Raw genomic sequence first — 22,544 nt, 5'->3', positions numbered from 1 at the left:
GTTATGCGGCCATTTCCGAGTCAGGCCATACGATTCTAAGCAAGTTAGTGCTACCAGACACGCCAAATGGCATCCCCGCGACAACGGTGAGTGGGCGACCTGCAGCAACCAGTCCTTGCTGTCCTGCGGCTTGCGTGGCTTTGGTCACCATGTCTTCCACGGAGGTGGCATCTATCGAGTGTATGGGTTGCACGCCCCAAACCAGGCACAGGCGTCGTGCCACACCCATGCTAGGGGTCAGGCCAATAATGGGACAGGGCGGCCTTTCGTGCGCAACCCGAAAGGCACTGGCGCCCGAACTGGTATAGGTAACGGTGGCCGTCACTTGTAATTGTTCTGCGATGGTCTTAATCGCAGCGCCAATCGCATCAGTAGTGCTCCCATTATTTTTGGCATGCACCGCTTGCATCAGGGGTTGTTGCAAGGGGTCAGATTCTACGCTGTGGATGATTTTATGCATCACTGTTACCGCTTCAAGCGGAAAGGCGCCCGATGCCGATTCTGCTGAGAGCATGACCGCATCGACCCCATCGTAAACGGCTGTGGCCACATCAGAGGCTTCCGCTCTGGTCGGGGTGGGGCTATGAATCATGGATTCCAGCATTTGTGTCGCAACAATCACTGGTTTACCTTGTTCTCGACAATGTCGCACAATGCGTTTTTGCAGCACAGGAACCGCTTCAACCGGCATTTCTACGCCAAGATCGCCCCGCGCGACCATCACGGCGTCTGCTGCTTGAATAATGGCCTCAAGGTCTTCAATCGCTTGGGGTTTCTCAAGTTTCGCAATAATGCCAACTTGTCTGCCGGTGATGTGTTTAATTTCTTCGATATCTTGTGCCCGCTGAACGAATGACAGCGCAATCCAATCTATCCCTAATCCGAGGGCAAAGTCTAAATCGCGCCGGTCTTTTTCAGTGAGGGCTGATACGGGAAGTAAGGTTCCCGGTAGATTGACCCCTTTGCGATCGGCAATCAGCCCACCGACCAAGACGCGGGTGGTGATCTGACCGCTATCTGCGCTCTCCACACGCAAGCAGAGTTTGCCATCATCAATTAAGAGCAATTCGCCGGGTTTGATGGCCGTGAAAATTTCTGGGTGGGGCAGATAAACGCGTTCGGCATTCCCGATTTCTGGGTTGCTATCCAGCGTGAATATTGACCCGTTCTCAAGCTTAACTTTACCGTCCTGAAATTGACCGACCCGTAATTTGGGACCTTGCAAGTCACCCAAAATGCCGATAGGTACGCCCAAGCTTAATTCGGCTTCCCGAATTAAGCGGTAACGCTGCGCGTGGTCAGCATGTGTGCCGTGGCTAAAGTTTAGACGAAAGACATTCACCCCAGCCTTAACCAGCGCACAGATTTGCTCCAGCGTGCTGGTGGCCGGCCCTAAGGTGGCAATCATTTTGGTGTGTCGTGTGCGGACCATTAAGATTCCTCGATGAGAATTGCGCGAAAGTCATTAACATTGGTGCGAGTGGGGCCGGTGATGAGGCAATCCTCTAGCGCGGCAAAAAAAGAATAACCATCGTTATCGTTGAGCATGCTTTTCGCGTCGAGCCCGAGCGCTTTGGCTCGATCTAGCGAATTGGGGCCAGCGAGGTACGCGGCGACAGCTTCCGTACCATCAATGCCATCGGTATCCCCGGCCAGGCTGTAAACCCCTTTCAGCCCTTGCAGTGATTGGGTTAAGGCCAACAAAAACTCGGCGTTTCTGCCGCCGCGGCCCTCACCACGCAGGGTCACGGTTGTCTCGCCGCCTGAGAGCAGGACACAGGGCGCAGTGCCAGGCTGCCCATAGGTAAGAATTTGTCGGGCAATGGCGGCATGCATACTGGCGATATCGCGTGCTTCACCTTCAATGCTGCCCCCTAAAATAATGGGGGTGATGCCTTGGCTGCGGGCATAAGCGGCGGCTGCTTCCAGGGCGATTTGGGCGGTCCCAATAACATGATGGCGGCAATTTTTGAGGAAAGGGTGATCCGGGGTCGGGCAAGGGGCGGCCTCATTTTCCAGCACGGTTCTGACGTGATCCGCCAGCGGAATCTGATACTTGGCCATAATTTTCAAGGCATCCTGCGCGGTTGAGTGGTCAGGAATCGTGGGCCCGGAAGCAATAATCGAGGGGTCATCGCCAGGAATATCCGATATCAGCAAGGTAATCACCTGCGCTGGATAACAGGCAAGTGCTAAACGTCCGCCTTTGATGGCGGAAAGATGCCGCCGTACACAATTCATTTCTCCAATTGCCGCGCCACTGCGCAGCAGGGCCAAGTTAATGGCGCGCTTGTCTTCCAAGGTCAGCCCTGGCGCAGGAAGGGTTAGCAATGAAGAGCCGCCACCCGAGATTAGGCAAAGTACGAGATCTTCCGGCCTCAGTCCGCGGACCAGTGAAAGAATCCGCTGTGCGGCAGCCAGACCTGCGCTATCTGGGACAGGATGTGCCGCCTCGATGACCTCGATGCGCTGGCAGGGGGCGCCATGCCCGTAGCGGGTAACGACCAGCCCAGAGAGCTCACCTTGCCAGGCTTTTTCGACCGCGTGCGCCATCGCCGCCGCCGCTTTACCCGCACCAATCACCAATGTTTTACCCGTTACCGGCGGCTTAACGAGCTGACCCAAGTGCTTGGAGATTAGGGTGGCAGGGGCAACAGCATGAACGGCTTGCTGAAACAGTGTCGTTAAAAAGGCTTTTTGATCCATAGCGGCAATTAATATTTAAAACCCAATAAATTTGGTAGCCAGGTGGAAATCGCTGGGATGAACGTCAGCAAGATCAGCACACAGGCATGGGCATAGAGAAACGGTTTCAGCTCGCGGGTCAACGCAGCCAGCGGGATTTTGGCCACATTTGATGTCACGAATAGCAACCCACCAACTGGCGGAGTAATCATACCTAGTGTCAAGTTATAAATCACAACCATCGCGAAATGAATGGGATCAATCCCGGCAGCGGCTGCAACTGGCCCAAGAATGGGGACCAATACCATCACAGCAGGTAAGGGCTCGATAAAGATGCCGACCAACAATAAGAACAGATTAATCACGATGAGCAACATCCAAGGGGATAATTGCCAAGAGGTGATCAAGTCCGCCGCCAGTTGAGGCAAACGTTCGATGGTCAGCACCCACGCAAAACAAGCCGAAAAACCAATAATGATTAACACCGACGCGGTTAGCAGTGCGGAGCGGGCCAAAATAGCTGGTAGATTCGCGAACGCGAGAGTCCGGTAGAGAAATAAACCACAGAGTAGCGCATAGAATACCGCGACCACAGAGGCTTCAGTCGGGGTAAACCATCCCGCACGCATGCCACCCAGAATCAGCACGGGTAGCATGAGGGCGGGGATGGCGCGCCAGGTATTGCTCAAAATCACGGCGAGCGCTGGCATCGGCTCATCAGATTTGTAGTTACGCTGTTTAGAGACCGACCAGTTCACCAGCGCCATGGCTAGCGCAATCACAATCCCAGGAATAAACCCGGCAACAAACAGTGCGCCAACCGAGACATTTTCATCCTGTAAGCCATAGATAATCATGATGATTGAAGGTGGAATGATGGGGCCAACGATCGCCGTTGAGGCGGTTAGTGCCCCTGCGTAAGCTCGTCCATACCCCGCTTTATCCATCATCTTGATCAACATGGAGCCAGGTCCGGCGGCATCGGCCAGCGCTGAACCCGAAATGCCGGAAAAAAAGGTGAGCGAAATGATATTGGTATAGCCAATCCCGCCTCGTTTATGGCCAACGAATTGGCCCGCAAAACGTAAGAGGACTTCAGTCAACGCCCCACCACTCATCAACTCGGCAGCCAAAATAAAAAAGGGAACTGCCATGAGTGGGAAGCTATCTATGCCGGTAAAGGTTTCCTTGAGAACAACCAGCATCGGATATTTTCCAACGGCTACCACAGCGAAGGCTGTGGCGACACCGAGCGAAAAGCCGACGGGTACACCGATAGCCAGCAGCACACAAACCGATAACAATAAAATTAAACTCATACTCATAGAGAAGCACTCGCTGTTGCATCAAACTGATCTTCGGCATCACTTTCAAACTGGCGATGTAGCACCCATTGCTTGGCAATCAGGAGAAGATGAATGATCGATAAACCACAGCCAATCGGCATGGCCATATAAATGTAGCCAAATGGAATTTCGGTGGCGGCAGTCGTTTGCAACATCGTGCGTTGCACATAGACATAGCCGAAATAGATTAAGGCAGTAAAAAAGCCCAGCAAAATCAGTAACACAATGATCCGCAGGCCCTGCGCGATTCTGGTTGGTAACGCATCTTGTAAATTATCAATCGCAATATGACCACCAAAGCGCAGAACGAGGCCACAACCTAAGAAAGTGAGCCAAATCATCATATGCCGGGCGACTTCCTCGGCCCATGGGATAGCGGCACCAGTGATATACCGATTAATCACATTCGTGAAAATGAGGATCGACATCGCTCCCAGCAGCAGGATCAAGAGCCAGCGATTTAGTTCTAAAATTAAATGTTGAATTTTTTGCATAAGAATTTCAGCGGGTAACCTCAAAATTCAGCTTGGCACAACAGAGGTCATGCCAAGCCTGGACGCATTAACGCGATTGATTACTTCACTTGCCTAATGCGCTCAATTTTGTCTGCACCAAAACGTTTCGCATACTCAGCATAGGCTGGCTCCAGGGCGCTCTGAAATTTGGCTTTATCAATCGTACTGACAATCGACACCCCTTCCTTGCGCAAGGCATCTAACCCAGAGGATTCAATTTCATTCACTTTGGCGCGCATCTTCGCTGCCCCTAGTCTGGCCGCATCCTGTACCACTTTTTTATCTGCTGCTGACAGGGAATTAAACAGCGGAACGGACGTGATGATGAGCGCCGGTGAGTACACGTGACCGGTTAAGGTCAAATGTTTTTGCACCTGACCGAATTTGGAAGAAACAATCACAGGAATGGGATTTTCCTGGCCATCAACCGTACCCTGTTGCAGGGCGCCGAAAAGTTCGGTAAATGCCATGGGCGTCGGTTGGGCGCCAAGAGTGCGGAAAGCAGTCATATGAACAGGATTTTCCATCGTGCGTAATTTCAACCCCTTCATATCTTCCGGCACATTCACCGCTTTTTTGTTGTTCGTCAGGTTACGAAACCCATTTTCGCCCCAGGCGAGTCCAACCAACCCTTTAGCCGGGAACTTAGTCAAAATTTCCTGTCCGATGGGGCCATCCAGCGTTTTACGAGCATGATCGTAGTCACGAAATAAAAAGGGAATATCGGTAATCAGGGTATCTGGCACAAAATTACCGACTGGGCCGGTTGAGGTCACCACAAAATCCAAGGTTCCCAACTGGACCGATTCGACCATCTCACGTTCACCCCCTAATGAACCAGAAGGAAAGACCTCAACCTTATAGCGCCCATTGGTTAATTTTCCAACCTGCTCGGCAAACTCTACGGCTCCCGCATGGAAGGCGGAGGTCGGTGCTTGGGGATGCCCCAGCTTGAGCGTTTTGGTATCGGCATGAAGTTGCCCACAGAGAGCGACTGAGAGCGCAGTTGCGAAAAGGGGTTGCCACAATTTCATTCTTGTCTCCTATTAATTGGTATGAACGGCTGCATGAAACCGTGCGATGGAATGTAAGGAGAACCGATATATTTATCCAATGATAAATAGTTATCTGAAAAATTGATTTGTGGAATGTTGTGGTGCACCAATCACCGATAAACACAAGAAACACGGGTATTGGCGTGATGGCGGCGCCGATCCCGATTTGGAATCATCCAGCGGAGGCTGGGGCGACGTTGTTGCTAGTAAAGGGGGGGGGGGCAAAAAAATGCCCGCCATAAAGGCGGGCTAAGGTTGCTACTAGGGGAGATCAGATTTTATCTTAATCCTCAGCGTAAATGTCGATATCTTTAGTTTCTGGCACGAAAAGTGTGCCAATAACCAACGTAATTGTTGCAATAATGATCGGATACCATAGGCCCGAATAGATGTCCCCTTGCGCCGCCACAATCGCAAACGATGTCGCGGGCAAGAAGCCGCCAAACCAGCCGTTGCCAATGTGATACGGCAGCGACATCGAGGTGTAGCGAATCCGGGTGGGGAAGAGCTCGACCAACATCGCGGCGATGGGCCCGTAAACCATCGTGACGTAAATCACCATAATGGTCAGCAACACGATCAGCATTGGTTTATTGATTTGCGCTGGATCAGCCTTGGCTGGGTAACCTGCCGCTTTGATTGCTTCACTCATTTCTTTCTTGAAGCGATCGCCCTGGGCTTTCGCATCAGGTGCTTTCCCATCATAGGCATTAATAACCGTTTCCCCGATTTTGACCTGGGCAACAGCGCCACTGCCTGCAGCAACATTGGTGTAGTTCAAGCCATTTTGTGCCAGGTAGGCTTTTGCGACATCACAAGAGCTTGTGAATTTCGCGGTCCCGGTTGGGTTAAATTGGAAAGAGCATTGTGCTGGGTCAGCCACGACTGTGATGGGAGACTTGGCCAGCGCCGCCTCCAAAGCCGGATTACCGTAATGGGTGAGTCCTTTGAACAGGGGGAAGTAGGTGAGCGCTGCAATCAGGCAACCGGCCATAATGATGGGTTTTCGCCCGATTTTGTCAGAGAGCGAGCCAAACAGCAGAAAGAATGGTGTGCCGATAATCAATGAAGCTGCAATCATCAGGTTAGCGGTGGCACCATCGATTTTGAGCATTTTCTCAAGGAAGAAAAGCGCATAGAACTGACCGGTATACCAAACCACGGCTTGTCCGGCGGTCAGGCCGATGAGGGCGAGAATCACCACTTTCAAATTTTTCCACTGGCCGAACGATTCGGTGAGCGGCGCTTTGGAATGCTTCCCTTCGTCTTTCATTTTCTTGAAGGCAGGCGATTCATTTAATTGCAGACGGATCCACAGCGAAATACCTAGCAAGAAAATGGAGACCAGGTAAGGAATACGCCAGCCCCAGTCAGCAAATTTTTCTTCGCCGAGCGTGGTTCGAGTCCCCAGAATTACGAGTAGCGCCAGCATCAGTCCCACTGTCGCTGTCGTTTGAATCCAAGCGGTGTAAGCCCCCCGTTTACCATGTGGCGCATGCTCTGCAACATAAGTAGCGGCGCCGCCATATTCCCCACCAAGCGCTAAACCTTGTAGTAAGCGCAATGAAATCAGGATGATCGGTGCTGCAATGCCGATGCTGTTGTAATTGGGGAGTAAGCCCACCACAAAGGTGGAGGCGCCCATGATCAGAATCGTCACCAGGAAGGTGTATTTACGGCCAACCAAGTCACCCAGGCGACCGAACACGAGCGCTCCAAATGGCCGCACGGCGAAGCCTGCGGCGAAAGCGAGTAAGGTAAAAATAACTCGGGTTGCTTCATCAAGCGGCGCAAAAAACTGCTTACCGATGATGACGGCCATCACCCCAAACAGATAAAAGTCATACCATTCAAATACAGTGCCCAAAGACGAAGCGAGGACAACTTTTCTTTCCTCGGGTGTCATCGGGCGGGGAGCATGATTGATCGCCGCGTTTGCCATTGCTGTCTCCTGATAAGTGTTGTGAGCAGAGTCATTGCCTGCTTGTTACATCATTCAGGAAAGAACTTACCTTTTCCTTACAAAGATTCGTGCCAACGTAAGCTCGCTTGCTCGGCTTCGCTGTGTTGCACAAATCGCGGAAAACTAATCACGAACCGCACGCCCGTTCGGCTAGGAGAGATTGGCGGTGAGTCTTGTTGCATTGCATGAGACAAATTGGATGACAGGGTATTGGGTATACGGGGATCCAGAACTTCAATTTGGGCATTATGCAAAGCCGCAATTTCACGGGCTATCGCCAACCCGAGACCACTGCCATCGGTCTGCGTACCTAGCACGCGATAAAAGCGTTCAAAGATTAATGTGCGCTCGGTGCTGGGAATACCAGGGCCGTTGTCTTCCAGCTCGATGAAATTCTGCTGGGTGGCAAGGTCCATGCCGACGCGTAGCGTGATGACGGCAATCCCTCGACTTGGAAGCGCATAGCGGAAAGCATTGTCAATTAAATTATTCAGTAGTTCATGCAATAACGTCGCGTTTCCCATCACCTGTACGGGCAGTCCTGCTTCTTCGGTTAGGCTCTCAAAACCAAGGTCAACCTGTTGCGCCAGGGCCCGATTCAGCCAGGTTTGAATGGTTTCTTTGGCCAACTGGTTGAGGTCGATCACGGTAAACTGCATGCTGCCTTCAACAGTGCTTTCGGCACGGGCCATTGACAGGAGCTGATTAATCAGCCGCGTGGCGCGTTCTGTACTCTGCGCCAGCAGTCGCAAGCTATGTTTGATGCGTTCTGGATCACGCTCAGTCAGCGCTAACTCCGCCTGCATCCGCAACCCGGCTAAGGGGGTTTTCATTTGATGGGCGGCATCGGCAATGAAGCGTTTTTGTCCGCTCACGGTCTGATCTAGCTTGTGCAATAAATCATTAAACGCATGCAGTAACGGTGTGAGCTCCTCGGGGGCTTGCCGCGTATCAATCGCGGATAAATCGTCGGATCGGCGCGCGCGCAGTCGCTGCTGTAACTCGGCCAGTGGACGAATACCACGAGTGAGGCCAAACCAGACCAGAATGACGGCAATTGGCAAAATAATGAATTGTGGCAGGATCACCCCTTTCACAATCTCATTGGCGAGCTGCCCGCGTTTATCCAAGGTTTCTGCGACTTGGACCAGCGCCGGCTGGGCGGCAGTGGGCAAGGCTGCGGGCTTGACCCAGGTATAGGCGATGCGCACCTCTTGACCGTTAAAGGTATCGTTACGTAGCCTGACCACATGGGTGAGTGATGGCTGGCGCTGCCAGTCGTTATTCTCAGCCTCATTGGGTAAGGGTAAGTTTTCCTCACCGGCTAACAGTTCCCCTCGACTCCCCAACACTTGAAAGTAAATACTGTCCGTGTCATCGGCCCGCAAAATGTCTCGTGCAGGCAAGGGCAGCGACAGCACGAGTTGCCCCTGCATCACCTTGAGCTGTTGCGCCAACACCGTAGTACTGTCATCCAGCGCTCGATCAAACGGGCCATTAGCAATCGCTTGAGCCACCAAATAGGTAACCCCAATGCTCATGGGCCAGAGCAACAGAAGGGGGGCAAGCATCCAGTCTAAAATCTCACCGAACAGTGAGCGCGAGGCTTCATCCGGGGGAGGGTTGCTGTCTGATTCGGCGCGTTGGCGACGTCGCAAGGGAAACCGTGCCATGCGTGCTTTACTGCGCTGAAGGAGGTTTTTGCAAACAATACCCTAAGCCGCGAACGGTATTGATTTGAACGCCATCGCACTCAATTTTTTTGCGTAAGCGATGGACATAGACTTCGATTGCGTTATTACTGACTTCTTCGCCCCACTCGCACAGATGATCTACCAACTGCTCTTTGCTGACGAGCCGGCCGCTGCGTTGTAAGAGAATTTCAAGTAGACCTACTTCGCGCGCCGATAACTCAATAGGCTGCCCATGTAGCGTTGCCACATGGCCGATCGTATCGTAAGTCAAGGGGCCATGGTGAATCAGGGGAGAACTGGTCCCGCTTGCACGGCGAGTTAAGGCACGCACGCGGGCCTCCAATTCATTCAACGCAAACGGCTTTGCCATGTAGTCATCTGCACCAAGGTCTAAGCCTTGCACGCGTTGCTCAACGCCATCGGCAGCGGTCAAAATCAACACCGGTAAATTAGCTTGTGGCCCTTTGCGGGCACGCAGGCGCTTTAGCACTTCCAAGCCATTCAGCACGGGTAAACCCAGATCCAAGATCAACAGATCATAAGATTGTGTGGTGAGGGCTGTATCTGCCTGCCCGCCATGATTCACACAGTCCACCGCATAGCCACTCTGACGCAACGACCGCGAGAGGCCGTCCGCTAATACCAGATCGTCTTCGGCGAGTAAGATACGCATGCTTGATTTCCTCCTCTGAACGCTTGCAGTCTACTCTTTCGGACTACGCTTGAAAAGGTAACCGCATGACCTTACTTCGGGGGAGTACGGGGAGGTAAACAGAGAGATTCATGTCATTACCCCCTGTTTTCGGGTCAGCGATATTGATTGATCTCAGTTTGGGTCGCGAGTGCGACGGCGCGGGCTTGATCGGCAAAATCTGCGCCTTGGCTGGCATACAAAATCGCCCGTGAAGAATTAATCACTAAGCCACTGCCCAGCGGGGTTTTGCCTGCCTGCACAGCCGCTTGTACATCACCACCTTGGGCGCCAATGCCGGGGACGAGTAACGGCATGTCGCCAATTATCTGGCGTACAGCGGCTAATTCTGCCGGATACGTTGCACCCACCACAAGGCTGACGTTACCGTTGCGATTCCATGCCGTGGCAGCTTTGTGGGCAACGTATTGGTACAGCGGTTGGCTTTGACCATTCACCGGCACCGGTAACATTTGAAAATCATCACCACCAGGATTGGAGGTGCGACATAACACGATCACCCCTTTATCAGAATAAGCCAAATAGGGTTCGAGGGTATCGCCACCCATGTAGGGGTTGACTGTCACTGCATCCGCTTTGTAACGCTCAAAGGCTTCACGTGCATATTGTTCGGCGGTCGCACCAATGTCGCCACGCTTGGCATCTAGAATCACCGGAATGCCGGGGTAGTTATGGTGAATATAATCAATTAAAGTTTCAAGTTTATCTTCCGCGTGAATAGCGGAGAAATAGGCTATCTGGGGCTTAAAGGCGCAAACCAGGTCAGCGGTGCTGTCGATGATGCTGCGCAAGAAATGCAGTAACGGATCATCGTAATCTTGTAAATGCGCCGGGATTTTTCGGGGGTCGGGATCAAGCCCAACACAGAGCAATGTGTTATGGTTAATCCAACGTGTTTGAAGTGCTTGGGTGTAGTTCACAGTGAGTTATCCTATTTACGCCCAAGCAACCGGACATTCAAACCCATGTTGACTCAGGACCAATGATGCTAATGACACAGATGTTACAGCGAATCCGCCCGCAAAATTGGCGGGATGGGCTATTACTCATTTTGTTGACCTTATTCTGGGGCATCAATTGGCCAGTCATGAAAGATGCTGTGCGCGAGTTACCGCCACTTTTCTTTCGCAGCATCAGCATGACTGGTGGCGTGATTGCCCTGGGCGTATGGTTGCTATGTCAGAAAGGCGGCTGGCGAGCGTGTTTGATGCCTCGCCAACATGTGGGCGACGTGGTCCTGCTGGCTATTCCCAACATGGTGATATGGCACTTATTTGCAATCTACGGCGTGACATTATTGGCATCGGGACGGGCAGCGGTGTTGGGTTACACGATGCCTCTATGGGCGGCGTTGGCCGCAGTCTGGTTATTGCGCGAACGCTTGGCTCGCCGACATTGGCTTGGCTTGTGTGCCGGTGCGCTTGGTATTGTGCTGTTACTGGCCAGTGAGTGGCAGCGGCTGGCAATTGCGCCTGTTGGGACGGTCTTTATGCTAATTGCGGCAGCCGCCTGGGGGCTGGGGACGGTGTTACTCAGAAAAATGCCGATTCCGGTGGAGTCCACTGTATTAACTTGGTGGATGCTGGTCATTACGACGCCTTGCATGTGGCTTGCTTCAATCGTGTTGGAATGGCCGGGTTGGTTATGGCCAACTGGGCGCGAATGGGTGGAGATTCTTTACAATGCCCTAGTGGTTTTCGCTTTTTGTCATGTGGTTTGGTTTCGTTTGGCTCGTACGTTACCACCAGTGATCTCCAGCTTATCGATCATGTTGATTCCGGTGGTCGGGGTCGTAGCGGGTATGCTTTGGTTGGGCGAACGACCCCATTGGCAAGATTATGCCGCCTTACTGATGCTACTCGTTGCACTGGCAATGGTACTTGGCCGCCCGGCAACCTCGCCGGCATCGCACGCGTCTTGATGTTTAAGGCGCGTGTTGCTCTAAACGGGTAATCCGGGCCAAGGTATCGGGGTGGCTCGAGAAATATTCGCCCAAGGCGGGCCGGCGCGCTACCTCGTCTTTGGTGCCCTCAGCGGTGTCGGGCGTGCCAGTATCCGCTAGTTTTCTTAAGGCATTGGCCAGCAAGCGCGGTGAACGTTGGTGTTGCTGGAGGAGCTCTGCCGCATAAGCATCCGCCTCGAATTCAAATTCACGCGAATAGCCAAGTTCCAACAGGGTCCCTGAGAGCGTCGCCAAGGCGCTGGAGATATCGCCGAGATACCAACCGATAACAAACCCAACAAAACTGGCTTGTACCGCCATACGCACCCCATGACGCTCGGCGACATGCCCAACCTCATGTGCCAAGACAGCCAAGACTTCTTCAGTGTTATTGGTGAGCTTGATGAGTTCATCGGTGATAATCAACGTGCCATCAGGCAGGGCAAAGGCGTTCGCCCCCAATCTGGGGCTGCGATAGAAAAGTAGTTTAAGGGGGGGTAAGTCAGTTTGTTCCGCAACCATGGCTTGCAGGGATTGCGTGAGAGCTGCTTGCTGGGAGGGTGGTAATTGCGTGGGGGAGAGCCACATTTTTTCCAGTGTCAGAAGGGTTTGTTTACTGAGGGCTTCACTCCACTCATACGGCGTCTCATGGGCGATCACCGCACTGACTTTTGGCAGGGCCCAGCGGTAGCCGATCACGACACAGACGAGCGTGAGGCACAAGGCGATCAAGGTCGCCCGCCAACTTTGTTGCCACTGACTGACCACGGGATCATGGAAACCCGTCGCCGTGAGTAACGCAGCAAAGGCAGCATGGTCAGTGATTTCAAGCTGCGCGCCATCGGGGAAACTAACGAGGCGAGGCGCATGCTGTAACCGCTCAGAGACGTGCAATGTGGCAAGGGCGTCGGTGCGGATTAGCTGTCCGTCGGTATCGACCAGATGGAGGGATTGGTCGATGACCCGCAGCGTGACATCGTGAGATTGGCTGCGCTTGCCATCAAAGTAGCGCGCTGCCATGTTGCTGAACCCGGTTGTGGAGAAGGTGGGGGTAGCCATAGTGGTTATTGCGATGGCTTAGAGCGATAAATCAAAATCAAACCATTCCGCTGCTTCTTCGCCCAGGGCGCCATGTTCGGATTGCTGCTCGGCAATAAAGGTTTCCAAGCTGCCTTTGGGCTGCAAGGATAAAACGCTGAGACGATATTGCAGCAAGCGGATTTGTGCGAAAGGGTAATACAAACCAATCGTGATCAGCGTGAGCAGTGTATTTGTCACCACAATTTTGACGAGAGGCCAAACCTTAGCCCGGCTACTGAACTGATGCTGTCCAAGCTTGGTATGGTTCCAGACTAGGTTTTGCATCTTTGCCAAGTAAAAGGGCCGAGCAACCAGCAGGGCGATCAGATAGCTAATCCCTGCTGCCACGAAAAGCCCGATGCCTAGGCCAACCGCCAGCGTTTCACCTTGTGTCTGCGCCCCCCAGCCAATAATAGTCGCGGCAAGACTTAAGAGCACCAGAGGCAATAGCGCCAAGCCCGCGACGCGGGCAAACAAGCCATAATACGCTTTAGGGCTGGCGGTAAATTTAAAGCCGGTGTCGCCGTATTGGCTGTGGTTTGTCTGAAAAGTCTTGAGCCGTTGTAACCACAAGGGTAAGGTTGTAAATAAGGTAATGACCAATAAAATCGGCCAGGTCCAAAATAGGCGAATCGCTTCTTTGTAAGTGCCGTAAAAACCAAAGCGCAGGCTCCGATAGCTAGTATTGCGTAACCGAAAGTGCAGGGAGCGGATCATCAGCCAGGGCAAGGCTAAACCCAAAGCGATCCCAGCGAAAGCCGCAAGTAACGGGTGTAAACCGCCCAAGACGTTATTCAAAATCACCAAACCAACAACGATCGCCCGTCCTTTCAAAATCGCCATTGGATCGCCATGGTAATCAAATGGTGAGCCATTCAGTTGGGTATTTCGATACAGATATTGCAAACGTCGGACCTTGGCCCAGGCTGAGTAAACGCCTAGTGTAACGATGGAGAGCATCAGGTTAATGATCCAGATACGAAAGTACTCACTGCCTGATCCCGTAAAGGTTAAGGGAAGTGGCGCAGTGACTGCGGCGTTCGTTCCCGCCGCAGCGTGCGGCGGCGGGGCTACCGGCCCCTCCTCGCGATTAAAGGGTTGCGTTGGGGCAAAGGCCCGTTCTGCTTGCGCTGCTTGGTCGTCTGCGGTTGTCATGCTTTCTGCCTCCCTCGGGTAGCCATTCTCAGCGATGGCTGTTTGGGTTCTTACCTTAGTCGTCTAATTGCGATAAGTCGCGCACCGCCCCTTTATCGGCCGAGGTGGCGAGTTTGGCGTAGGCCTTCAGCGCCGCGGAGACTTTGCGCGGGCGCGGTTGCGCAGGCTTCCAGCCCAGTTTGTCTTGCTCGGCACGGCGTTGCGCCAACTCTTCATCGCTGACCAGTACATTGATACTACGATTGGGAATATCAATACGGATACGGTCGCCATTGCGGACCAAGCCAATCGTCCCACCCGCTGCTGCTTCGGGCGAGCAATGGCCAATCGAGAGACCCGACGTGCCCCCGGAGAAGCGGCCATCGGTCAGCAAGGCGCAGGCTTTGCCCAACCCTTTGGATTTCAGGTAACTGGTGGGGTAGAGCATTTCTTGCATACCGGGGCCACCCTTGGGGCCTTCATAGCGCACCAAGACCACATCGCCCGGCTGAATACGGTCACCTAAAATGGCTTCAACGGCCGCATCTTGGCTTTCGAACACTTGCGCTGGGCCCTCAAACACACGCAGGGTCGAGGTCGGGACACTGGTGGTATAGCGCAATTCTTCGACGGCCAGCATACTTTCGTCGATGCCTGCTGTTTTGACAATACAGCCATCCAGTGCCAAGTTACCGTAGAGCACCGCTAATCCACCATCGCGGGAATACGCATGCGCCACGCTACGGATGCAGCCATTCTGGCGATCTAGATCAAGCGATGGCCAGCGGGTGTTCTGACTGAAAGCCACTTGGGTCGGAATTCCGGCGGGGCCAGCCCGGTAGAAAGTCATCACGTCTTCTGTGGGGTGGCGGGCCACATCCCAGCGCTCTAGGGCCTCTTTCATGGTCTTGCTATGGACGGTGCTAACTTGAGTGTGAAGCAGCCCACCGCGATCGAGTTCCCCTAAAATTGCCATGATGCCGCCTGCACGATGAACGTCCTCGATGTGATATTTGTTCGTATTTGGGGCGACTTTACAGAGTGTTGGAACGCGGCGCGAAAGGCGATCAATATCGGCCATCGTGAAATTGACCTCGGCTTCCCGCGCAGTAGCCAACAGGTGTAGCACTGTATTGGTTGAGCCACCCATCGCAATGTCCAGAGACACCACGTTTTCGAAGGCTTCAAAGGTTGCAATTGATCGTGGCAATACAGACACGTCCTCTTCTTCGTAGTAGCGTTTGCATAGTTCCACCACCAGGCGACCGGCTTGCTTGAAGAGTTGTTCGCGGTCGGCGTGGGTGGCTAAGGTGGTGCCGTTACCGGGCAAGGACAGACCAAGCGCTTCGGTCAAGCAGTTCATGGAGTTTGCGGTGAACATGCCAGAACAAGAACCGCAGGTGGGGCACGCTGAACGTTCCACTTCGGCCAAATCAGCTTCCGAGACTTTATTGTCGCCGGCCATGACCATGGCATCCACCAAGTCCAGTTTTTTAATTTCAATCGCTTTGGTTTGGGGGTTAGCGAGTTTCACTTTGCCCGCTTCCATCGGGCCACCAGACACAAAGACGACGGGAATATTTAAGCGCATTGCCGCCATCAACATCCCGGGGGTAATTTTGTCGCAGTTAGAAATACACACCAGCGCATCAGCGCAGTGCGCATTCACCATGTATTCCACCGAGTCGGCAATGATGTCGCGACTGGGCAGGGAATACAGCATGCCATCGTGGCCCATCGCAATCCCATCATCCACCGCAATGGTGTTGAACTCTTTGGCCACGCCGCCTGCGGCTTCAATTTCACGCGCCACGAGTTGACCCAGGTCTTTCAAATGCACATGGCCTGGCACAAATTGCGTGAACGAGTTCGCGACCGCAATAATCGGTTTGTTAAAGTCAGCGTCTTTCATGCCCGTGGCACGCCACAAGGCGCGGGCACCGGCCATGTTACGACCAGCGGTAGTGGTTTTAGAGCGATAGATAGGCATAGCTTCCTCTTAAGACGTCAATTAACACTCATCCGTGCTGTGGCCAGGGGCGGCCTGCACGGGCACATGGTGGCGCAAGGCCACTTGTTTGTTGTGCTCATCCACAAAGACTAACTGCGGTTCGTGGTTAGGCAAATCTTTTTCATGCACTTGCGCAAAAGCGGCAATAATCAGCAAGTCCCCCACGCTGGCGCGGCGGGCGGCGGAGCCATTGACCGAAATCATGCCCGAACCCCGTTCTCCTTTGATGGCGTAGGTAATGAAACGTTCCCCGTTATTGATGTTCCAAATGTGGACTTGCTCGTTTTCGCAAATATTCGCGGCATCGAGTAAGTCTTCATCAATCGCGCACGAGCCTTCGTAATGCAGTTCACATTGCGTGACCGCTGCGCGGTGGATTTTGGATTTGAGCATATGGCGGAACATCGCCTTCTCCTAATGGTTCACTTTAATAAATTCATTTTTCGAGCGAATTGCGTTGTTGCATGCTCGCTCAATCTTCGCTGTACTTTATGTACTATCTCAGCTTTCGCTGCGCGGCGCCTAGCACCGTATTGTGAACACTTAGTTCGAAATTCTGAATTTCTTAAAAGTGCCCACCGCCGCTCTTACTTAAATCTCTAAATTATCAATCAATCGTGTCTGCCCCAGCTTGGCAGCCGCCACCACTACTAGGGGCGTACCCACATCCGCCGCTTGCGCGGGTTGTAAATCGTGCTGGCGGCGAATGGCAATGTAGTCGGGCTGCCAGCCTTGCGCTTGCAAAGTGGCGCAGGCGGCTTTCTCTAAACCGCGTAAGTCGGTCTGTCCGGTTTTAATCGATTGTGACACGGCTTGCAGTTGCGCATACAGGGCGGGCGCTTGCGCTCGTTCGGTGGGCGATAGATAGCCATTGCGTGAAGACAGGGCCAAACCATCCGCGGCACGGACGGTTTCCGCCGGGACAATCTGTGTCGGCAGCGCAAACTGGCGCGCCATATTGCGCACAATCATCAGTTGTTGGTAGTCTTTTTTACCAAACACCGCCACTTGTGGTTGCACGCAGTTAAAGAGCTTGAGCACGACGGTGGTCACGCCGACAAAAAAGCCGGGGCGGAATTCGCCTTCCAAAATATCACCGAGGTTATGTGGGGGGCTAACCCGGTATTCCTGTGGCTCGGGGTAGAGCTCTTTTTCATCCGGTGCGAACACACAGTACACCCCGGCGGCTTCTAGCTTGTCGCAATCGGCTTCAAAGGTGCGGGGGTATTTATCAAAATCTTCGTTAGGGCCAAACTGCAAACGGTTCACGAAAATAGAGGCGACGACAGGGTCGCCATGATCAGAGGCCAAACGCATTAAGGATAAATGCCCTTCGTGCAAATTGCCCATAGTGGGGACAAACGCCGTGCGCGTTTGCCCGCGTAGTTGGGCGCGCAGTTCGGCGAGCGTGCGAATTACCTTCATGACATACCTTAGTGCCCGCCTAAGCAGCGACGCTGTTAGGGGAGCCGATTTAGCGGCCTGTGTTTTAGGCCACCTGTGTTGAATGGGTGGGGCGATTAGCCCTTACTTACTACCCCAAAACTATGTTCTGGTGCGGGATAAACCCCGGATTTTACCTCGTCTACATAGGCCCGCACGGCGGCTTGAATACTATCGCGCCCGGCCAAGTAGTTTTTAACGAAACGGGCCTTTTTCCCGGGGAAAATCCCTAGGATGTCTTGTATCACCAAGACTTGGCCCGAACAATCGGGGCCAGCCCCAATACCAATCGTCGGAATATGCAGTTGCGCGGTAATGCTCGCGGCCAAGGGGGCGGGAATCAGCTCAAACAACAGCATATTCGCCCCTGCTTGTTGCAAGGTAAGCGCTTCGGCTTGTAACCGTTGCGCATCCCCTTCGTTTTTACCTTGTAGACGATAGCCGCCCAATAAATGCACATACTGCGGGGTGAGACCAATGTGGGCGCACACGGGCACGCCGCGTTGGGTGAGGAATTCGATGGTAGGCGCGACCCAGGCACCCCCTTCAATTTTGACCATATGTGCGCCCGCCGCCATCAGTTTGGCGGCATTCGCATAGGCTTGCGCAGGTGATTCGTGATAACTGCCCCAGGGCATATCGGCCAGCACCCAAGCGGTTTTGTTGCCACGGGCCACACAGGCGGTGTGGTACGCCACATCCTCAATCGTCACGGGCAAGGTTGAGCTATGGCCCTGTAACACCATGCCGAGTGAATCCCCAATCAACAGAATATCCACCCCCGCCTCATCCATCAGCGTCGCCATACTGGCATCGTAGCAAGTGAGCATGGCTATTTTTTCTTGCCGCTCACGCAACGCATACAGGCTGGGCAAGCTGTGCGGTGCACGCCCTGCGGTGGGCTGCGCAGTAATAGATGTTTGATTTTGATTGGGGCCGTACATGACGTTCCTTACGATCAATGAAGGTTGGGTATAGTTTACCCGCGATTAAAGAATTCCCGCTTGCCGCGCATATTCTTAATCTGCTGCAAGAGCAATGCGCAATCTTCATCCGAATCAATCGGGTTCAGACCGCTGGTATTCACCGTGAGCACCGGGGCCGCATTGTAGTGATGGAAGAACTGGCTATACGCATCACACAACGCCCGTAGGTAATCCAGAGAAATTGCACTTTCCGCCGGGTTGCCGCGCCGATGAATCCGCTCTAGTAGGGTGTCGGGCTGGGCCTGCAAGTAGATCACCAAATCGGGCTGCGGGGTTTGCGGCTGAATCGTGTTAAAAATTTGGCGATAGAGTGCGAGTTCATCACTGGGTAAGGTGAGCTCCGCAAACAAGGGATCTTTATCCAGCAAGAAGTCGCTGATGATGGGCTTGTTAAACCATTCCTTTTGGCCGAGCTGTTTGAGTTGATCAAGCCGCTGAAACAAAAAGAAGAGTTGGGTTTGTAGCGCATAGCGGGCGCTATCGCGATAAAAGCGTTCGAGGAAGGGATTGTCTTCCGGCTTTTCCAGCAAGAGTTCGCCGCGTGCGCTTTGATTACCGGTCCATAAAATGTCGGCCAAGCGGCGCGCCAAAGAGGTTTTACCCGCCCCAATCGGGCCTTCAATCACAATGTGCTGATAGCGATCCATAACAATCACACTTAATTAATTTCTGAAAATGAAATATACCGCACCAGTGAGTCTTTAAGTGACACACTGAATCGTTTGTGCTTGTATAACCGCGCGGGTGAGATAGGGGCCGAGCGAACCGATGATGGGCAAGCTCGGCGGTGCAATCTCGGCGAGTGGCACCAATACAAACGCCCGTTCTAACATGCGTGGGTGAGGTACTTGCAGATTGGGTAGATCAATACGCTGATCGCCGTATAGCAGGATGTCGATATCTAAAGTGCGCGGGGCGTTGTGATAAGGCCGTTCGCGCCCATGCGCCTGCTCAATCGCCTGTACGGCATGCAGCAAATCCAGCGGGGGGAAGGTAGTCGTGAGCGCGGCCACAGCGTTGACATAGTCAGGGCCGCTGGACGCTATCGGGGCGGTGCGATAAAAGGATGAAACCGCTTCTAGCCGGGTAATCGGCAATCCTCGTAACGCTGCGCAGGCTGCCTGTAATGTGGCAGAGGCATCGCCGAGATTCGCCCCGAGGCTGAGATAACAGCGAATGCTCATTCCGCTTGAGAGGTTCCTGACGTTGCGCCCGCTGGGTTTTTAGGCTTGCGCCGCCGTTTGCGTTTATTGATTTGAATCGCGGGGGCACGGCGATTTGCATCGGCAATCATCTGTGCGCGTTCGCTATGCTCGGCGACTTGAAAGGCGGTCCACCAATCGGCCAGTTCAGATTCCAGCTCCCCGACTTCCGTACGTAGCAATAAAAAATCGTACCCTGCGCGGAAGCGTAGGTGCTCTAGTAAGCGATATGGGCTGGCGCCATTGCGCTTTTCAAAGCGCGGCTGCAAGGCCCAGATTTCGCGCATATCGGTGGTAAAACGGCGCTGGATAGCGAGCTTTTCACACTGCTGGGAGATGATTTCATCCATCGCTTGAAACAGCGCAGGAATGGTGTGTTCGCCACTCTCGAGAATGACCTGCCAACGTTCTTTCACCAAATTCCATAACAAGCTGGCAAACAGAAAGCTGGGCGAAATCGACTTGCCTGCGCGCACGCGTTCATCGGTGCGGCTGAGGGCGAGGGTGACAAATTTCTCGCCAGCGGGTTGCTCCAGAATCACATCCAATAATGGCATTAAACCTTGGTGCAAGCCTTCTTGCCGCAAGCGTTGCAGGCAGGCGAGGGCGTGACCGCTGGTCAGCAGCTTGAGCATTTCATCAAACAGACGCGAAGCAGGGACGTTTTCGATTAAATCGGCCAACTCGGCAATCGGGGCGCGGGTGGTGGCATCAATCTCAAAGCCAAGTTTGGCGGCAAAGCGCACCACGCGTAGCATGCGCACCGGGTCTTCACGGTAGCGGGTGGCGGGGTCGCCAATCATGCGCAGCGTTTTGGCCCGCAAGTCGCGCACGCCGTGGTGGTAGTCCAGCACAATTTCCTGGGTGGGGTCGTAATACAGCGCATTCACGGTGAAGTCGCGGCGCGTGGCATCTTCATGCTGGCTGCCAAACACGTTGTCGCGCAGGACGCGGCCATGCGCATCGGTTTCTACTTTGTCACCATGCAAGGCGCGGAAGGTCGAGGTTTCAATGATGTCATTGCCAAACACAACATGGACGATGCGAAAACGTTTCCCGATGATACGCGCACGGCGAAAGAGCTTTTGTACTTCTTCGGGTTCGGCATTGGTCGCGACATCAAAGTCTTTGGGGGCAATACCGAGCAACAAATCGCGCACTGCACCGCCGACGATAAACGCTTCAAAGCCTGCGCGCTGCAACGTTTCGCAGGTTTTGATGGCGTTGTGCGAGACTAAGTGACGATCAATTTTGTGGTCTTTACGCCCGAGTTGGACAGGTTTGACGTAATGCTTATGCCCGACGTGCTTGGGTTGGGCGTGGGCGGGGCTGTCGCTGCGTTTGAAGAGTTTGCTAATAATTTTGCGAATCATGCGAATAAATTAAGAATACGCCAGCCTCGTGTTTGCGCTACGGCTTGTAATTTGGCATCTGGGTTCGTGGCCACGGGGTCGGAGACTTTTTCTAATAAGGGTAAATCATTCATCGAGTCGCTGTAGAAGGTGCTGCGCGCGAAACTATCCCACTGGTAGCCGAGTGCAGACAGCCAATCTTGCACGCGGGTGATTTTGCCTTCACGGAAACTCGGTATGCCCTGCACTTTACCAGTAAATTGGCCATTAACCTGTTCTGGTTCGGTGGCGATCAGGTGCGTGATACCAAAGGCCGCCACAATCGGACCGGTCACAAAACGATTGGTGGCCGTGACCACACAGCACAAATCGCCCGCCGCCTGATGGGCCTGCACCAGTTCCAGCGCCGTGGGGCGTAGGTTCGGCAACACCTGGCTGCGCATAAATTCGGCATGCCAGGCATTGAGCTGCGCGCGCGGAAAGCGCGTCAGCGCGCCGAGCTGAAATTCCAGGTAGGCATTCATATCCAAACAACCGGCTTTGTAGTCGGCATAGAACGCATCGTTGCGGCGCTCGTATTCGGCTTTATCCACCACGCCGAGATTGGCTAAAAAGCTGCCCCAGCCGTGGTCGGAGTCAAAGGGAATCAGGGTATTGTCTAAATCAAAGAGAGCAAGATTCATGATGTTACTGGCTTTCAGCGAGCAAATCTTTTAATAGAGGTAGGGTAATCGCGGCGCGGCGTCGTTCGAGCGAATAGCGATCGAGAGCATCAAGCAGGGTCAAGAGCGCAGGCATGCTACGCTCCCAGTGCGTGAGCAGCCAACCAATAACGCCCGGTTGTAATTGTAAGCCTCTCTGGCTGGCCGCTTCTTGTAAGGCTTCTGCCATTTCACCTTCACTGAGTGCATGGACCTGCCAGACAAGCATTGCGCCGAGGCGGGTACGCAAGTCTGCGCGCATTTGCGGGGCGTACTCGGTCAATTGAAATGGCGCACATGGGCCACTGACCCACAGCTGTCCCAGCGGATTGGTAAGCATCGCTTGATAGAGCGCAAAAATGGCATCCAATTGGGTGGAATTGAAGCTATCGATGTCATCAATACAATAAGTTCCCCCGGCTTGGTAGTCAAAATCAGAGAGAGGTGATGTCTGCTGGAGATAACGCCCCCCCGTCCCGCCAGCAATCGCTTTAAGTAAGTGGGTTTTGCCACAGCCTTCACTCCCCCAGAGATAGTGCATCGGGGCTGTCGTCATGCCAGTGTTGTTTACTGGCGGTTCAGCGGTTTGCCTTTGTTGTTGGCGAATCGTGGTGATTAGCGCCTGATTCCGTCCAGGAACATAATTGTCGAGTGATGGCGCGGCTGGAGGCGGTAATAAATCGAGTAAGAGTTGGCGCATGGCGGAAAGAAGATAGGGTAAGG

At 53.5% G+C, this 22,544-nt stretch carries 21 protein-coding genes; 1 reads left to right on the top strand and 20 read right to left on the bottom strand.

What is annotated here, in order from left to right:
• Position 1: 1 nt before the first annotated feature.
• From pyk to pyrF, 9 genes are all read right to left on the bottom strand, one after another.
• Positions 2-1,432: a pyruvate kinase gene (gene pyk, locus DU000_RS07855; protein ID WP_114402851.1), complete on the bottom strand. Its 1,431-nt coding sequence runs from the start codon at positions 1,430-1,432 to the stop codon at positions 2-4.
• The gene (locus tag DU000_RS07850; RefSeq protein ID WP_192878460.1) at positions 1,432-2,706 is read right to left on the bottom strand and encodes a glycerate kinase type-2 family protein; all 1,275 of its coding nucleotides are present in this window, start codon (positions 2,704-2,706) and stop codon (positions 1,432-1,434) included. The genes pyk and DU000_RS07850 overlap by 1 nt, the downstream gene beginning before the upstream one ends.
• Before the next feature lie 8 nt (positions 2,707-2,714).
• Entirely contained in the window at positions 2,715-4,004 is a 1,290-nt protein-coding gene (locus tag DU000_RS07845; protein ID WP_192878468.1) for a TRAP transporter large permease, read from the bottom strand.
• Between the two features lie 2 nt (positions 4,005-4,006).
• Positions 4,007-4,525, bottom strand: a complete 519-nt coding sequence (locus DU000_RS07840; protein WP_114402848.1) for a TRAP transporter small permease — start codon at positions 4,523-4,525, stop codon at positions 4,007-4,009.
• 80 nt (positions 4,526-4,605) lie between these two features.
• A complete protein-coding gene (locus DU000_RS07835; protein ID WP_114402847.1) occupies positions 4,606-5,580 on the bottom strand; it encodes a TRAP transporter substrate-binding protein in 975 nt (324 codons plus the stop codon).
• A gap of 304 nt (positions 5,581-5,884) precedes the next feature.
• On the bottom strand, positions 5,885-7,543 hold the full coding sequence (locus DU000_RS07830; RefSeq protein WP_240001841.1) for an MFS transporter: 1,659 nt from the start codon (positions 7,541-7,543) through the stop codon (positions 5,885-5,887).
• 77 nt (positions 7,544-7,620) lie between these two features.
• Positions 7,621-9,237, bottom strand: coding sequence for a sensor histidine kinase (locus DU000_RS07825; protein ID WP_114402846.1), 1,617 nt, complete (start codon positions 9,235-9,237; stop codon positions 7,621-7,623).
• A 7-nt stretch (positions 9,238-9,244) separates the two neighbouring features.
• On the bottom strand, positions 9,245-9,931 hold the full coding sequence (locus DU000_RS07820) for a response regulator (protein WP_114402845.1): 687 nt from the start codon (positions 9,929-9,931) through the stop codon (positions 9,245-9,247).
• Between the two features lie 134 nt (positions 9,932-10,065).
• Positions 10,066-10,890 (bottom strand): orotidine-5'-phosphate decarboxylase, encoded by an 825-nt coding sequence (gene pyrF, locus DU000_RS07815; RefSeq protein WP_114402844.1) that lies wholly within the window; start codon positions 10,888-10,890, stop codon positions 10,066-10,068.
• A gap of 71 nt (positions 10,891-10,961) precedes the next feature.
• On the opposite strand from pyrF, the gene DU000_RS07810 reads away from it, so the two are divergent.
• Positions 10,962-11,891 carry a DMT family transporter gene (locus tag DU000_RS07810; protein WP_240001840.1) on the top strand — a complete coding sequence of 310 codons (930 nt, stop codon included), beginning with the start codon at positions 10,962-10,964 and terminating at the stop codon, positions 11,889-11,891.
• 3 nt (positions 11,892-11,894) lie between these two features.
• Here DU000_RS07810 and DU000_RS07805 read toward each other — a convergent pair whose 3' ends face one another.
• The 11 genes from DU000_RS07805 to DU000_RS07755 all read right to left on the bottom strand — a co-directional run bounded on the left by DU000_RS07805 (position 11,895) and on the right by DU000_RS07755 (position 22,521).
• On the bottom strand, positions 11,895-12,971 hold the full coding sequence (locus DU000_RS07805) for a M48 family metallopeptidase (protein ID WP_114402843.1): 1,077 nt from the start codon (positions 12,969-12,971) through the stop codon (positions 11,895-11,897).
• Positions 12,972-12,989: 18 nt separating this feature from the next.
• Positions 12,990-14,147 (bottom strand): YjgN family protein, encoded by a 1,158-nt coding sequence (locus tag DU000_RS07800; protein ID WP_114402842.1) that lies wholly within the window; start codon positions 14,145-14,147, stop codon positions 12,990-12,992.
• Positions 14,148-14,202: 55 nt separating this feature from the next.
• The gene (ilvD, locus tag DU000_RS07795) at positions 14,203-16,116 is read right to left on the bottom strand and encodes a dihydroxy-acid dehydratase (protein ID WP_114402841.1); all 1,914 of its coding nucleotides are present in this window, start codon (positions 16,114-16,116) and stop codon (positions 14,203-14,205) included.
• A 21-nt stretch (positions 16,117-16,137) separates the two neighbouring features.
• Positions 16,138-16,542 carry an aspartate 1-decarboxylase gene (panD, locus tag DU000_RS07790; protein WP_114402840.1) on the bottom strand — a complete coding sequence of 135 codons (405 nt, stop codon included), beginning with the start codon at positions 16,540-16,542 and terminating at the stop codon, positions 16,138-16,140.
• Positions 16,543-16,728: 186 nt separating this feature from the next.
• Entirely contained in the window at positions 16,729-17,562 is an 834-nt protein-coding gene (gene panC, locus DU000_RS07785) for a pantoate--beta-alanine ligase (protein ID WP_114402839.1), read from the bottom strand.
• A 95-nt stretch (positions 17,563-17,657) separates the two neighbouring features.
• A complete protein-coding gene (gene panB / locus DU000_RS07780) occupies positions 17,658-18,524 on the bottom strand; it encodes a 3-methyl-2-oxobutanoate hydroxymethyltransferase (RefSeq protein WP_114402838.1) in 867 nt (288 codons plus the stop codon).
• A gap of 35 nt (positions 18,525-18,559) precedes the next feature.
• Positions 18,560-19,213 carry a deoxynucleoside kinase gene (locus tag DU000_RS07775; protein ID WP_192878458.1) on the bottom strand — a complete coding sequence of 218 codons (654 nt, stop codon included), beginning with the start codon at positions 19,211-19,213 and terminating at the stop codon, positions 18,560-18,562.
• A 54-nt stretch (positions 19,214-19,267) separates the two neighbouring features.
• A complete protein-coding gene (gene folK, locus DU000_RS07770) occupies positions 19,268-19,750 on the bottom strand; it encodes a 2-amino-4-hydroxy-6-hydroxymethyldihydropteridine diphosphokinase (RefSeq protein ID WP_114402837.1) in 483 nt (160 codons plus the stop codon).
• The gene (gene pcnB, locus DU000_RS07765; RefSeq protein ID WP_114402836.1) at positions 19,747-21,141 is read right to left on the bottom strand and encodes a polynucleotide adenylyltransferase PcnB; all 1,395 of its coding nucleotides are present in this window, start codon (positions 21,139-21,141) and stop codon (positions 19,747-19,749) included. The genes folK and pcnB overlap by 4 nt, the downstream gene beginning before the upstream one ends.
• Complete coding sequence (locus tag DU000_RS07760; protein ID WP_240001859.1) at positions 21,138-21,806, bottom strand: histidinol-phosphatase; 669 nt, start codon at positions 21,804-21,806, stop codon at positions 21,138-21,140. The genes pcnB and DU000_RS07760 overlap by 4 nt, the downstream gene beginning before the upstream one ends.
• 1 nt (position 21,807) lies before the next feature.
• On the bottom strand, positions 21,808-22,521 hold the full coding sequence (locus tag DU000_RS07755; protein ID WP_114402834.1) for an HdaA/DnaA family protein: 714 nt from the start codon (positions 22,519-22,521) through the stop codon (positions 21,808-21,810).
• Between the last annotated feature and the right edge of the window lie 23 nt (positions 22,522-22,544).

Source organism: Parvibium lacunae (genome assembly GCF_003335215.1).
In the GTDB taxonomy this organism is placed as follows: domain Bacteria; phylum Pseudomonadota; class Gammaproteobacteria; order Burkholderiales; family Burkholderiaceae_D; genus Parvibium; species Parvibium lacunae.
Note: the sequence above shows the minus strand (reverse complement) of the source record. Positions and strands in the feature narration are given on the sequence as shown.

Excerpts from the sequence above, each read along its gene's own strand:
- DU000_RS07755 (WP_114402834.1), bottom strand. The coding sequence starts at position 22,521 with ATGCGCCAACTCTTACTCGATTTATTACCGCCTCCAGCCGCGCCATCA.
- DU000_RS07850 (WP_192878460.1), bottom strand. The coding sequence starts at position 2,706 with ATGGATCAAAAAGCCTTTTTAACGACACTGTTTCAGCAAGCCGTTCAT.
- panB (WP_114402838.1), bottom strand. The coding sequence starts at position 18,524 with ATGTACGGCCCCAATCAAAATCAAACATCTATTACTGCGCAGCCCACC.
- DU000_RS07820 (WP_114402845.1), bottom strand. The coding sequence starts at position 9,931 with ATGCGTATCTTACTCGCCGAAGACGATCTGGTATTAGCGGACGGCCTC.
- DU000_RS07840 (WP_114402848.1), bottom strand. The coding sequence starts at position 4,525 with ATGCAAAAAATTCAACATTTAATTTTAGAACTAAATCGCTGGCTCTTG.
- DU000_RS07845 (WP_192878468.1), bottom strand. The coding sequence starts at position 4,004 with ATGAGTTTAATTTTATTGTTATCGGTTTGTGTGCTGCTGGCTATCGGT.
- DU000_RS07830 (WP_240001841.1), bottom strand. The coding sequence starts at position 7,543 with ATGGCAAACGCGGCGATCAATCATGCTCCCCGCCCGATGACACCCGAG.
- pyk (WP_114402851.1), bottom strand. The coding sequence starts at position 1,432 with ATGGTCCGCACACGACACACCAAAATGATTGCCACCTTAGGGCCGGCC.
- DU000_RS07800 (WP_114402842.1), bottom strand. The coding sequence starts at position 14,147 with ATGACAACCGCAGACGACCAAGCAGCGCAAGCAGAACGGGCCTTTGCC.
- folK (WP_114402837.1), bottom strand. The coding sequence starts at position 19,750 with ATGAGCATTCGCTGTTATCTCAGCCTCGGGGCGAATCTCGGCGATGCC.
- DU000_RS07835 (WP_114402847.1), bottom strand. The coding sequence starts at position 5,580 with ATGAAATTGTGGCAACCCCTTTTCGCAACTGCGCTCTCAGTCGCTCTC.
- DU000_RS07810 (WP_240001840.1), top strand. The coding sequence starts at position 10,962 with ATGACACAGATGTTACAGCGAATCCGCCCGCAAAATTGGCGGGATGGG.
- DU000_RS07775 (WP_192878458.1), bottom strand. The coding sequence starts at position 19,213 with ATGGATCGCTATCAGCACATTGTGATTGAAGGCCCGATTGGGGCGGGT.
- ilvD (WP_114402841.1), bottom strand. The coding sequence starts at position 16,116 with ATGCCTATCTATCGCTCTAAAACCACTACCGCTGGTCGTAACATGGCC.
- pcnB (WP_114402836.1), bottom strand. The coding sequence starts at position 21,141 with ATGATTCGCAAAATTATTAGCAAACTCTTCAAACGCAGCGACAGCCCC.
- panD (WP_114402840.1), bottom strand. The coding sequence starts at position 16,542 with ATGTTCCGCCATATGCTCAAATCCAAAATCCACCGCGCAGCGGTCACG.
- panC (WP_114402839.1), bottom strand. The coding sequence starts at position 17,562 with ATGAAGGTAATTCGCACGCTCGCCGAACTGCGCGCCCAACTACGCGGG.
- DU000_RS07825 (WP_114402846.1), bottom strand. The coding sequence starts at position 9,237 with ATGGCACGGTTTCCCTTGCGACGTCGCCAACGCGCCGAATCAGACAGC.
- DU000_RS07805 (WP_114402843.1), bottom strand. The coding sequence starts at position 12,971 with ATGGCTACCCCCACCTTCTCCACAACCGGGTTCAGCAACATGGCAGCG.